The organism is Brachyspira hampsonii 30446 (assembly GCF_000316195.1).
In the GTDB taxonomy this organism is placed as follows: domain Bacteria; phylum Spirochaetota; class Brachyspiria; order Brachyspirales; family Brachyspiraceae; genus Brachyspira; species Brachyspira hampsonii_C.
Genome location: NZ_JH994110.1, coordinates 987459 through 1000464, shown reverse-complemented (window position 1 = coordinate 1000464; position 13006 = coordinate 987459). Strand labels below are relative to the sequence as shown.

Sequence of the window (13006 nt, the reverse complement as noted above, 5' to 3'; positions counted from 1 at the left end):
TCCTATACTATAAGAATATGATTTGAATTTTTATTGTATAAATGGAGGTATATAATGAGTGAAGATGTTTCTCTATTGACTAAAGAAGATATTGCTGATGAAATAAAATCATTAGTTGAAAAGTGGAAAAATTCTGAAGGAAATCTTATCATGATTTGCCATGGTATTCAAAAGCATTATGGTTATGTTCCTAGAAATGTTGCAAAATATGTATCAGAAGAAGTAAATATACCGCTTGCTAGAATCTATGAAATTCTCACATTTTATAACTATTTCTCACTAGAACCGCCTGCTGAAAATAGTATAGGTGTTTGTATGGGTACAGCATGTTATTTAAAAGGCGGCGGACAATTAGTAGAAGAGATTAAAAGAAAATTAAATCTAAAAGGAGATCAAAAATATTCAGCTGATAGAAAGTATAAATTGGAAGAAGTAAGGTGTATAGGCTGCTGCGGTTTAGCACCTGTAATAACATTCAATGAAGAAGTTTCCGGAAGGGTAACTGTTGATGATATAGCAAATTTTATCAGCAATAATCAGGATAAAAAAGAGTAAAATATGGAGTATAAAAATGGCAGGAAAATTAGATAGAAAAAAATTAGAAGAACATAGACTTAACAAAGAAAAAGAAATAGGTTTAAGAAAAGGAGGAGAATCATCTACATCTCATAAACATCATATACTTGTATGCGGAGGTACAGCCTGCGAATCAGGTAAAAGTGATGAAATTGTAAGGTTATTAAGAGAGTATGCGGAAAAAAATGGTATTGCTGATGAAGTATTAGTTGTAAAAACAGGCTGTTTTGGTTTCTGCAGTCAGGGTCCTGTTGTAAAAATTATGCCGGGCAGAGTTTTTTATACGCATGTAGGACCTGAACATGCTCAAGATATCATAGAAAAACATATAATGAAAGGCGAATTATTATTGAAAATACTATATAAAGAACAAAGAGAACATAGGGATTTCTCAAAAGAGATTAACTTTTATCAAAAACAAAGAAGAATAGTATTAAAAAACTGCGGTATAATAGATCCTGAAAATATAGATGAATATATAGGAAATGACGGTTATAAAGCCTTATCTAAAGTATTATTTGAAATGACTCCTGATGAAGTTCTTAAAGAGATGGAAATATCTGGGCTTAGAGGACGCGGCGGAGCAGGATTTCCTACTTGGAAAAAATGGAGCTTTACAAAAGAAGTTGAATCGGATCAAAAATATATAGTATGCAATGCTGATGAAGGAGACCCTGGTGCTTATATGGATAGAAGTATACTTGAAGGGGATCCTCATTCTGTAATAGAAGCTATGACTATAGCAGCCTATACTATAGGAGCAAATAAAGGCTACTTATATATAAGAGCTGAATACGGACTTGCTGTTGATAGGGTGCAAATAGCTTTGAAACAGGCTTATGATTATGGTTTATTAGGTGAGAAAATTTTAGGAAGTGATTTCTCATTTGATTTGGATATAAGACTTGGAGCTGGTGCTTTTGTATGCGGTGAAGAAACTGCACTTATAGCTTCTATAGAAGGAAATAGAGGAACACCAAGACCAAGACCTCCTTTCCCTGCCGTAAAAGGACTTTTTGAAAAACCTACAGTTATTAATAATGTTGAAACTTTTGCAAATGTTACTGCTATTATTAATAATGGCGGTAATTGGTTCTCTTCTATTGGTACAGAAAATTCAAAAGGAACTAAAGTATTCGCTTTAACAGGAAATGTCAATGTGTCCGGACTTGTAGAAGTACCTATGGGAACAACAATAAGAGAAATAGTATTCGATATAGGAGGAGGAATACCTAATGACAAGTTTGTTAAAGGTGTTCAGACAGGAGGACCTTCCGGAGGTATAATACCTGAATCATTATTCGGCACTCATATAGATTTTGATAATTTAGTGGAATTAGGTTCTATGATGGGTTCCGGAGGTATGATAGTAATAGATGAAGATACTAGTATGGTTGATTTCTCTAAATTCTATCTTGGATTCTGCGTAGATGAAAGCTGCGGTAAATGTGTACCTTGCAGAGTAGGCGGTATGCAAATGCTTAAAATATTAGAAAAATTTACGAAAAAAAGAGCTAAAGAAGAAGATATACAAAAATTAAAAGATATAGCTCTTACTATGAGAAAAGCATCGCTATGTGCTTTGGGTTCTACTGCCCCTAATCCTGTAATGTCAACTTTAAAGCATTTTGAAGATGAATACAAAGCAGGTATATTTAGTCCGCCTGTACCTAAGAAGAATTAAATTAAATAAGGAGCGTAAATTTATGGTTAAAATAAAAATAAATGGAAAACAAATAGAAGTTGAAGAAGGTCTTACTATATTAAAAGCTGCCAAAAAATTAGGAATAAAAATACCTTCATTATGCTATCACCCAGACATACCACCTACATCGGCTTGCGGTATATGTGTTGTAAAATTAGCAAATCAAGGCAATAAATATACTAGAGCATGCTCTACTTTAGTAGAAAATGGTATGGATATAATTACTCATGATGCAGAAATTAATACAGTTAGAAAAGGAGTATTGGAATTAGTATTATCAGCTCACCCTAATGACTGTTTAAACTGCATAAGAAACGGAGAATGCGAACTTCAAACTGCTGCTGCTGACTTTGGTGTTAGAAACTCCAAATATGATAATATTAAACAAAATCACCCTAGAGATGAATCTGCAGGAAGTATAGTTCTTAACCCAGAGAAATGTATTAAATGCGGAAGATGTGTTGTTGTTTGTCAGGAAATGCAGAAGGTTCATGCTTTGGGTTTTGTTAATAGAGGTTTTGATACTTATTTTGCTCCTGGTGCTGTATCATTAAAAGATTCGCCTTGTGTAGACTGCGGACAATGTGCTTCTCACTGCCCTGTAGCTGCTATTTATGAAACAGATCAAACTCATGAAGTTCAGGCTGCTATTGATGATCCTAATACTTATGTTACAGTTCAAATGGCTCCTTCTGTAAGGGTTGCTTTAGGAGAATATTTCGGACTTAAACCAGGAGATAATATCACTGGAAAAATATATGCTGCTTTGCGTTTAATGGGATTCGATGCTATATTTGATACTAATTTTGGAGCTGATATGACTATAATGGAAGAAGCTCATGAATTCGTTAAAAGATTTACAGAAAGCAATGGTACAGCTGCTATGACTACTTCCTGCTGTCCTGCTTGGGTTAAATATGCAGAAGAATATTATCCAGACTTGCTTGATAATGTTTCAAGTGCAAAATCGCCTCATATGATGCTTGCACCTATGACAAAAACTTATTACTCAGAAAAAGCAAATGTAGATCCTTTTACTATTTTCAATGTATCTATCATGCCTTGTACTGCTAAGAAAAATGAAATAAGAAAAAATGAAACTATGTATTCAAGCGGATACAAAGATGTTGATGTAGTAATTACAACAAGAGAATTTGCAAGAATGATTAAACACTATGGTATAGATATTGCAGGAATTGAGCCTGAAGAAGCTGACAGCATATTGGGTGAATATTCCGGAGCTGGTACTATATTCGGTGCTACAGGCGGTGTTATGGAGGCAGCTTTGAGAACTGCTTATAATATAATAGCTGGAAGTAATTTAAGCAATGTTGATTTTGAAGATGTAAGAGGACTTGAAGGCGTAAAAAGAGCAACTATAAAAGTTATGGATAAAGATGTTAAACTTGCAGTTGTTAATGGACTTCATAATGTTGATCCTGTAATGCAGGAAATGAGAGAAGCTAAAGAAAAAGGTGAAAATCCTCCTTACAACTTTATAGAAGTTATGGCTTGTCAGGGCGGATGTGTAGGCGGAGGCGGTCAGCCTTATGGTACTACAAATGAAACTAGAACAGATAGGGCTAAAGGTTTGTATGATGAAGATAAAAATGTTGTTAAACATAGATGTTCTCATGAAAATGAAAATCTTAAAAAACTTTATGATGACTTCCTTGGAAAACCTCTTGGAGAAAGAGCTCATCACTTCTTGCATACTGAATACCAAGCTGATGAAAAATATAGAAAATAATCTCTAAAAATTATAATTAAAAAGCACTATGATAATAAAATATCATAGTGCTATTTTTATATTATTGAAAAAAGTTTTATTAACGGCTATTTTATAGTTTCAAATTTCATCTCTCTAAATCTTTTATATTCTTCTTCTACTTCGCTCTTTTTTGACATAAAATTATTTCTTGTTTCCATTATTTCCTGTAAATGAACAGCCCTTGCTTCATTAATATTTCTATCTCTTATAAGTCCGTTTTCTGCAATTACAAATTTATATTCTCCATTTTCATCTTTAACTAAATCTCCGCCTGCACCGCAAACAGCACATTCAAAATTAAATTTTACTCCGTCCCAATGTTCTTCTCCCGGATATACTAAAGATGAATGGCATCTAGGACATAATCCTAAATTCGGATCTCCTAGCCATTTTCTTTCATTAACAGGAGTATTTATTGCCTGAACAATATTTTTACCCATATGATATGCCCTATCTAAATAATCTTTATGTATAAGAACATTTCCGGGTCTTCCAACACTCTCAGCTAAATACATATCTACCACGGTAATAGACTGAGTAAACATTGTAGCAGCAAGCCCCTCCAAACTCATAGTCTGCCAATCATGTTTAGAGCCTCCCACTCCTATAAGCCCAGCAACTGTATGAGGATCTTCTTTTACCTGACCTATTTTTATTCTAAATGATAATTCATAAGCCAAAAATCTTTGAGCAAATGATAAATATAAAGAAGAAGGAAGTAAATCATAAGTAGGACATCCTACTATTATTCCCTGACATTGATTCATAACTTCCACTATCTTGTCCATGTCATCTTTTTCTTTATAGATGCATCCTTTATATTCTTTTCCTTCTTTGAATGACTTTTCCATACCTATTGTACAAGATTCGCAGCCTGAACAAGGCTTTATATTATAATCAAATAAATTAATAAGTACTGCTTCTCCGCCTGCATCTTTTACTGCTGTTAAAGCTTGTTTTACTAAAATTTCACTGTTTCCGTTATGTCTTCCGGCAACTATTCCCATAACTTTCATAGAATATAATTCTCCTTTTTTATTGAAATTATAATTACTAGACAGGCAGCTAGTCTTCGTTTTTGAATATAAAAAGAGTAAATTATCGAAGTTTATCGGAAATCTTATATCTTAGAAAGAAGTATAAGCCCTACCTTATAATATATAGCATACAATATATTTTTAATATTGTCAATAGCCAATTATGATACAAAAAAGACTGATACTAAAAATAAGCATCAGTCTTTAATATTTAAATTATTGATTATTAATGATTAACCTTTATAAGGAACTTTAACTATAGCTTTTCTAACATGATTTTTTCCTGATTTTGGAGGAAGTCCTACTCTATGAGCATCATAAGGAAGAAGTATAAGCATATCTCCCTGAGATAAAGTTAAACGAACAGTTCCCTCTCCTTCCCAATCATGATAATCACTAGCTTCATCATAAGTTTTAGGTTTTAATGAAGAAGTATTTGCTATTATAAAATCTTCAGATCCTTCAAATATTATCTGAACATCAACATATTTTAAATGTGATTCCCAAGGCGGATTATCTTTATTATCATACTCTGTAACATTGATAAAAGCACCTTCGCAAATTTCTTTGTCCAGCAAATGCTTGCCGTTAGGAAGTTTTTTTAATTCTTCATAATGATCCCTTATATAATTTTTTGCCTTCCAAATAGAATTATGAAAATCCTGATTGAACTCACTTTTTATTGGTTTTAATATCATAATGATTCCTCCGTTTTTTAATATATAATCAAATGCTGTTATGCACTCGAGAACAAAGATAAAAATAAAATAATTAAAAATCCTTTTAACAATTACTAATATATTTATATTCTATAAAGTATGTATAATTTTTGCAATATCTATAATTATTATTTTATAAAAAATATTTGCAAACTACAATCTTTTTGATATAATCTATAACATAATTTTTAATCCTAAGCAAAATTAACATGAAAAATGAACGAATTTTAATATTTTTTAAATTTATTTCTATGGTATTTCTTATACTCTTTTTACTTTTGAATATAGCATGCATTTCATATTATGAAAATAAATTTATTTTTATACTTTTATTAATATTATTTCTTTCATTTTTTATTCCCGGTATCATTTTATATAAAAACATTATAAATTTATATCTAATTAAAGATTATAAGCAAGTAGAAGAAAAATCATCAGACGGAAAAATATACAGATTTTCAAAAATCAACAGCACAATAATAAATGATTATCAAACAGCAATAAAAGATTTAAAAGAAAAAAACAGTTATATATTGGGCAGATATGATGTTTTAGAAGATATAAAAAAACAATATAAAAAAGATATGAAAAAGGCTAGAAAACTTCAGGAAAATATGATGCCCAAAAAAATGCCTAACAATAATAAGATAAATTCTGCTTCATTATATAAACCTTTTGAAACTATAGGCGGAGATTTTTTTGATTATATATATCTTGATGAAGATAGAATACTTTTTATAATTTCGGATATCAGTGGACATGGTGTTGAGGCTGCAATAATAACTGCTATGTTCAAAACTGTTTTTAGAAATTTTGCTCAGTCATTCAAATCCCCTTCTTCTTTTTTATATGATATTAATAATTATATAATTAAAATTCTGCCTATCAATTACTATCTTACAATGATAGCTGCAGAAATAGATTTAAAAAATAAAACTCTAAAATACTCCAATGCCTCCCATACTCCAATCCTTATATTACAAAACTCTAAAATAAAAGAATACAATAAAGGAGGAACTATTATAGGACTTTTCCCTCAGGCATATTATGAGGAAGAAACTGTAAATATAAAAAAAGATGATGTATTAATATTTTATACTGATGGAGTAACAGAAGCATCAAGGTCTAAAAATAAATATGATTTTTATGGAATAGATAGATTTAAAAAAGTTATATTTAACAATAGGAATAATTCAGCTGAAAATATAATCATCAACATAGAAAAAGATTTTTATGATTATCTTTCATATATGTCTCCTGATGATGATTTTACCATTGCAGCATTTAAAATAAAAATTTAAATATTATTTTATTTCTTTATATAAAATAACATCTTTATCGCCTGAAGTTAATTCTCCCAATTTAGGAACTATCGCTTTGAAATGCTCTGAATTATTATGACTTTCTATGGCTTTCTCATCTTTCCATTCTTCTATAAAAGTAAGATATTTTCCGTCTACACTTTCATATAAATTGTAAGAAATGCATCCTTTTTCTTTTCTGCTTTTATCAATAAGTTCTTTAGCTGTTTCTATAAATTTTGATTTATTTTCATGGCTTACAGGATTTCTGGCTACTATTTTAATCATATTTTTATTACCTTTATTTTTATCTGAATTTTCTTTGCCTATTTTTTTATTGTATTTATTTTGAGCTATCACAGGAGATTCAAATAAAGCTATTTTTACAGCATCTATTATATCATCTGCAATTGCAGTATCTAATTCTTCTCTCTCTTTCTTGCTAAAATTTGAAAGGACATAATCATTAACTTTTTTACCGGCACTAGGTCTTCCTATACCGATTCTTATTCTTGTAAAATCGTCACTTTGTAAATGAGAAATAAGGCTTTTTATACCATTATGTCCGCCTGAACTTCCGCCTTTTTTGATTTTAAAAGTACCAAAAGGTATATCCATATCATCGTATATGACTATTACATCTTCTGGTTTTATATTAAAAAATTTTGATATAAAAATTGCAGATTCGCCGGAAAGATTCATGAAAGTCTGCGGTTTAAGAAGTATATATTCTATATTATTTTCTTTGGATCTTGCATATAATGATTTCTTTTTATTATTATCAAAATTGATATTAAAATTTTCAGCTATTTTATCAATGAGTATAAAACCTACATTATGCCTATTATTTTTATACTCATCTCCAGGATTTCCCAGCCCTATAATTAATTTAGTTATCATGGATATTTCTTTTTAGCAGCCTGAGGAGATTCAAATAAAGCAATACAAGCAGCATCTACAACATTATCAGATATATCTCTTATTTTTTTTCTTTCATCTTTAGTAAAAGGAGCTAAAAGAAAATCAGCTTTTTCTTCGTCTTCCGGACATGCTCCTATACCAACACCTATTTTAGTAAAATTGTAGCTTTTTAAGGAATCTCTTATGCTTTTTACACCATTATGATCTATTTCAATATCATCGACTTCGGCTTCGGAATCATCATTTTTAGAAGGTATAACCCTAAATTCACCTATAGGTATATCCATATCATCATATATAACTATAATGTTTTCAACAGTGATTTTCATAAAACTTGCCATATAAAGAGCAGCTTCACCAGAAAGATTCATGAAAGTCTGAGGCTTAAGGAGCAAATACTCCATCTTACCAGATTTACCCTTTCCAAAAACTGTTTTTTTCTTTTTTATGTCAAGTTCTACATTAAGTTTCTTGGCAATTCTATCCAAAATCATGTATCCGACATTATGTCTATGATTTTTATACTGTTCTCCCGGATTGCCTAGTCCCATTACTAATTTCATCATATAATAGTAACCCTAGAACTATATTTTATGCTTCTGCGGCACCTTTGTTAGCATCTTCGTCTTGAGTAGTAACAACAGTAACAATAGCTTTAGAAGCATCACCAACAGGATCAACACCTTCTGGGAATTTTATATCGCTGATATGCAAACTGTCTCCTACTTTTAATTCACTAACATCAACAACCAATTCTCTAGGTATAGAACCCGGAAAAGCTTTAATATTCAAACCGTATTCAACCTGCTCTAAAGTACCTCCACCTAAGCGAACACCTTCAGGAGTACCTTCAATGTGAATAGGAACATAAGTCTTGATTTTTTTATTTCTATCTATTTCATAAAAATCTATATGTCTGATACTTCTCTTTATACCATCTATTTGATAATCTTTTACCAATACTTCTCTTGCTTTATCATTCTGTATATCTAAAGTGATTATATCATGCTGACCTGCTAAAGAAAAAACTTTAACAAATTCTTTTAGCTCTACAGCAATAGAATATTGATTTTCTCTTCCATAAAGAGTAGCCAAAGCATAACCTTCATTTCTTAATTTACGGCCAACACTTTTAAATTTAGTATCTCTTTGCAAAGCTTTAATAGTATAATTCTCACTCATTTTTCTTTCCTTTAATTTTACTTATCAAATAGAACACTTATAGAAAGCTCCATATGTATATGTCTGATAGCATCTGCAATAACAGGAGCAACTGAAAGAACTTCTATTTTACTGCCTAATCTATCTTTCATCACTTTTAAGCTGTCTGTTATATAAAGCTTTTCTATATCACTGGCATTAATTCTCTCATAAACATCGCCTGAGCATACGGCATGAGTTATAAACACATATATTTTTCTCATACCAGCCTTTTTAAGTGCCTGCATACTTTTTATCAGAGTTCCGCCTGTATCTATTATATCATCTATAATAATAGCATCTTTACCATGAACATCACCTATGATATTCATTACTTCACATTCATTAGCTCTGTCTCTTCTCTTATCTATTATAGCTATATCTAGATTAAGCTGTTTGGCTATAGCTCTTGCTCTTCCTACTCCCCCTATATCTGGAGAAACTATAATAGAATTAGACATATCAAGGTCTTTTTTTATTTTGTCTAGAAAGACATTTTTTGAAAGCATATGATCAACAGGTATATCAAAAAAACCTTGTATTTGAGCTGCATGCAAATCTAAAGCTAATACTCTATGAGCACCTGCTTCAGATAAAAGATTAGCTACTAATTTGGCAGTTATAGGTACTCTAGGTTCATTTTTTCTATCCTGTCTAGAATACCCATAATAAGGTATAACAGCCGTAATTCTTTTAGCACTAGCTCTTTTCAAAGCATCTATAATACAGTAAAGCTCCATCCAATTTTCACTGCTTGAAGGACGGCCTGTAGGCTGTATTATATAAGTATCTTTATTTCTGACAGTTTCTTCTATTTGAACAAAAGTTTCACCATCAGCAAATTTACGAATTTCCATATTACCTAATTTAAGCCCAAGATTCTTAACGACATCTTCTGACAATTGAGGATTTGCTGTGCCGCTTAAAATTAATATTTCGTCTTCTATACCCATTTAAAATACCATTTTAATAACTAGAAAATTGGGGTGGAAGGATTCGAACCCTCGAATAATTGGACCAAAACCAATTGTCTTACCGCTTGACGACACCCCATTATTAATAAATGAACTTTAAGTTCTATGAGTTTCATATTCTACTATATAAAAAAAAATTGTCAATACCCTAAAATGATTTTTTACATTATTTTTTACAAATAAAAAATTAATTTAATCATATAAAATTATTGAATAAAAAATAAAAAAAGTATATTATTGCAATAGCTATCAGTATTTAATTTTGAAGGCTGAATATGGATATTGATTTAGAAAAATATACAGCAATAGATATAAACTTTATAAAAGAAAATATAGACACTATTAAATTTAACTCTCCTGAAATTATATGTACCAGCAATGATAATTTATACTTATCAATACCAAACTACAAAATAGATATACTTTTTGATAAAAGTTCTATAAATAGCGATATATTTAATAATTTCTATATAACAAAAAATTCAAAATCAATTATAGATTTAGTGCTTGAAAAGAATGAAAAAAATGAATTCAAACATATTGAAAATATTAATCAGTTTATAAAAGTATACAAAGACTGTATGCCGGATTCTGAAAATACAAAAATTTTTGAATATAAAATGCTGGAGATGATATTAGAAGAAAGCCCTAAAGAAAGATTTATATCTATAAAAAATTATATTGATATATTAAATCAATACTACAATGAGGAATTATATGCTGATGCTATAAAATATATATTAGAAATAATAACTAGACTCGCATTTATAGAAAGAATTAATTTAATACATCTGGTAAATGCATCTAAAGATAAAATGAATCAAATATATTTCGATGATTTAGAATACTATGATACGCAAATAGCGGCAAATGATTTGATACTGTCTATTACTAAGTTAGTAGAAAAAATATATCCTAATATAAGTTTATTTTACGGATTTGATAATTTTGACTGCAGAAATGTTATAGGACATGGAAATAGAGTTTTTATAATATTTATAGAATTTATGCTTTATTATAATGAGCAAATAGATAATCATTTAAATCTGAGAACTATTATTAATTTTAATAAAAAATTTCAAAGATTTTATGAAAATGTTTTTAAAAAATATAAGATAAATAAAACTAATATAAAATTCAATGATATATTCAAAAACGGACTTAAAAAAATATCAATAGAAAATATAGCATCATTTGCTGCAGGAGCATTTTGGCATGATGTTGTTAAGGTAAAGGAATTAGACTATTTAAATATTAATAAATCAAAAGAGTATACCAAAGAAGCAACTTCACATGCTATTAAAGGATATCAGTTTTTAAAACTGTTTAGAAATTATAATGATAATATATCATTGATTGTTGGAATGCACCATGAATATTATGGTTACGGAAATAATGTGATAAAAATGATAAATAAATTCAATGAAAACAAAGCTTTGGATCCTTCTTCACTTATGTCAGACAATTCTGATGATATTCAAACACTTCAAAGCCTAGCATTTTTCCCTGCTAAAGTATTAGAAATAATAGACTTATTTGATACAACTGTAATGCCTCAAAAGAATTATAACAGAAAAGATATGAATACTGAAGATGCTGTAAAATTAATATATGATAATTACATAGTTAAAAAAACACAATTAGACCCTATATTATTTGAATTATTTGTAGATTTTTTAATAGATATAAAAAAAGAAAATATAAAAAATCCGATGTAAAGAGAATTATTAATACTCCCCTTCATCATTGCCTATATAATATTTAAAAACATCATAAGGACTGTAAATACCCAAATCTGTTACAACAGCACTTACTAAATGCGGCGGAGTATAGTCAAATGCAGGATAAAATCCCTTAACACCCTCTTTAGATGTCTTTACCCCCATAGCCTCAGTTACAAGTTTTTCATCTCTAAACTCAAAATGCACATCTTCAAGTCCATGATATCCTTTGTCCGGAGCCCCTGTTACAAAATAAGGAATACCCAAATATTTTGCTACTATTGCTATTTGGAATGTTCCTATTTTATTTACAACCGCCCCATTGAGACATATTAAATCGGCTGCAGAAGTAAATACATCAATTTTTTTCTCCTGCATAGTGTATGCAACCATATTATCAGTAATAACTGTAACATCTGCTCCCTGATCATAAGCAACTGTTGCTGTAAGCCTAGCACCCTGAAAATAAGGTCTAGTTTCAGCGCATACTACCTTTATATCCTTATTCTTTTTTTGAAACTCCTGTATCATAAATCCAACAACAGATTCTCCAAAGCATTGAGTAAGTATAGTTCCTTTATCCGGAAACATTGATACAAGATTTTCTGCTATTTTTTTTATTTTGGAATATCTTTTAGTAGAAAGCTCTATACCTCTGTTAAACATAGCTTCTATTGGGTCTTTGCCTGATTTTATAGCCTCAGTACCAGCTTCTAAACATGATTTTGTTATTGACATCATTCTAGCACTTGTTGTAGGTCTTGAATTAGACAAAGTATTACATGCATGAGTTAGAAAATCTATTCTGTCATTTCCATCTAAATGCTTTGATTCATATCCGGCTAATGCCATACCCATAGCAACTGCCAAATAAGGACCGGCACTTTGAGTTACCATATCTGCTATAGCTTTTGAAACTTCTTTATGAGTTTTACATTCAACAAAATTAACTTTATTAGGGTAAACTCTCCTATCTAATATTTTAACGCATCCGTCATCATACCAAGCTATATTTTCAAACTGAAGCATAAAAGCTAATTCTTTATCTATTCTATTAATCATAAAAAAACTCCAAAAAATT

12 protein-coding genes and 1 tRNA gene are annotated in these 13006 nt (G+C 30.0%); 5 read left to right on the top strand and 8 right to left on the bottom strand.

Going from position 1 to position 13006, the window contains the following annotated elements; genetic code table 11:
* The first annotated feature begins 54 nt into the window (after positions 1 to 54).
* Genes A966_RS04445 through A966_RS04435 form a run of 3 tightly spaced genes read left to right on the top strand, consistent with a single transcriptional unit; the run spans position 55 to position 4031 of the window.
* Positions 55 to 555, top strand: coding sequence for an NADH-quinone oxidoreductase subunit NuoE family protein (locus tag A966_RS04445; RefSeq protein ID WP_008722974.1), 501 nt, complete (start codon positions 55 to 57; stop codon positions 553 to 555).
* A gap of 16 nt (positions 556 to 571) precedes the next feature.
* A complete protein-coding gene (locus tag A966_RS04440) occupies positions 572 to 2260 on the top strand; it encodes a NuoF family protein (protein ID WP_008722972.1) in 1689 nt (562 codons plus the stop codon).
* A 22-nt stretch (positions 2261 to 2282) separates the two neighbouring features.
* Entirely contained in the window at positions 2283 to 4031 is a 1749-nt protein-coding gene (locus A966_RS04435; protein WP_008722970.1) for an NADH-dependent [FeFe] hydrogenase, group A6, read from the top strand.
* Positions 4032 to 4117: 86 nt separating this feature from the next.
* On the opposite strand, the gene A966_RS04430 is transcribed toward A966_RS04435, so the two are convergent.
* Positions 4118 to 5068 (bottom strand): flavodoxin family protein, encoded by a 951-nt coding sequence (locus A966_RS04430; RefSeq protein ID WP_008722968.1) that lies wholly within the window; start codon positions 5066 to 5068, stop codon positions 4118 to 4120.
* A 254-nt stretch (positions 5069 to 5322) separates the two neighbouring features.
* A complete protein-coding gene (locus A966_RS04425) occupies positions 5323 to 5787 on the bottom strand; it encodes a YhcH/YjgK/YiaL family protein (protein WP_008722967.1) in 465 nt (154 codons plus the stop codon).
* Positions 5788 to 6017: 230 nt separating this feature from the next.
* Between A966_RS04425 and A966_RS04420 the strand changes: the two genes are divergently transcribed.
* Entirely contained in the window at positions 6018 to 7109 is a 1092-nt protein-coding gene (locus A966_RS04420; RefSeq protein WP_008722965.1) for a PP2C family protein-serine/threonine phosphatase, read from the top strand.
* A 3-nt stretch (positions 7110 to 7112) separates the two neighbouring features.
* Here A966_RS04420 and pth (A966_RS04415) read toward each other — a convergent pair whose 3' ends face one another.
* The 5 genes from pth (A966_RS04415) to A966_RS04395 all read right to left on the bottom strand — a co-directional run bounded on the left by pth (A966_RS04415) (position 7113) and on the right by A966_RS04395 (position 10283).
* Positions 7113 to 8009: an aminoacyl-tRNA hydrolase gene (pth, locus tag A966_RS04415; RefSeq protein ID WP_008722963.1), complete on the bottom strand. Its 897-nt coding sequence runs from the start codon at positions 8007 to 8009 to the stop codon at positions 7113 to 7115.
* Positions 8006 to 8596, bottom strand: coding sequence for an aminoacyl-tRNA hydrolase (gene pth, locus A966_RS04410; protein ID WP_008722961.1), 591 nt, complete (start codon positions 8594 to 8596; stop codon positions 8006 to 8008). Before pth (A966_RS04410) ends, pth (A966_RS04415) begins: the two co-directional genes overlap by 4 nt.
* A 25-nt stretch (positions 8597 to 8621) precedes the next feature.
* A complete protein-coding gene (locus A966_RS04405; protein WP_008722958.1) occupies positions 8622 to 9212 on the bottom strand; it encodes a 50S ribosomal protein L25 in 591 nt (196 codons plus the stop codon).
* Positions 9213 to 9229: 17 nt separating this feature from the next.
* Positions 9230 to 10183: a ribose-phosphate diphosphokinase gene (locus tag A966_RS04400; protein WP_008722956.1), complete on the bottom strand. Its 954-nt coding sequence runs from the start codon at positions 10181 to 10183 to the stop codon at positions 9230 to 9232.
* Between the two features lie 28 nt (positions 10184 to 10211).
* Positions 10212 to 10283 (bottom strand) — tRNA-Gln (locus A966_RS04395).
* A gap of 196 nt (positions 10284 to 10479) precedes the next feature.
* On the opposite strand from A966_RS04395, the gene A966_RS04390 reads away from it, so the two are divergent.
* On the top strand, positions 10480 to 11922 hold the full coding sequence (locus A966_RS04390; RefSeq protein WP_008722954.1) for an HD-GYP domain-containing protein: 1443 nt from the start codon (positions 10480 to 10482) through the stop codon (positions 11920 to 11922).
* 9 nt (positions 11923 to 11931) lie between these two features.
* On the opposite strand, the gene A966_RS04385 is transcribed toward A966_RS04390, so the two are convergent.
* Positions 11932 to 12987 (bottom strand): S-methyl-5-thioribose-1-phosphate isomerase, encoded by a 1056-nt coding sequence (locus A966_RS04385; protein ID WP_008722953.1) that lies wholly within the window; start codon positions 12985 to 12987, stop codon positions 11932 to 11934.
* Positions 12988 to 13006: the final 19 nt, after the last annotated feature.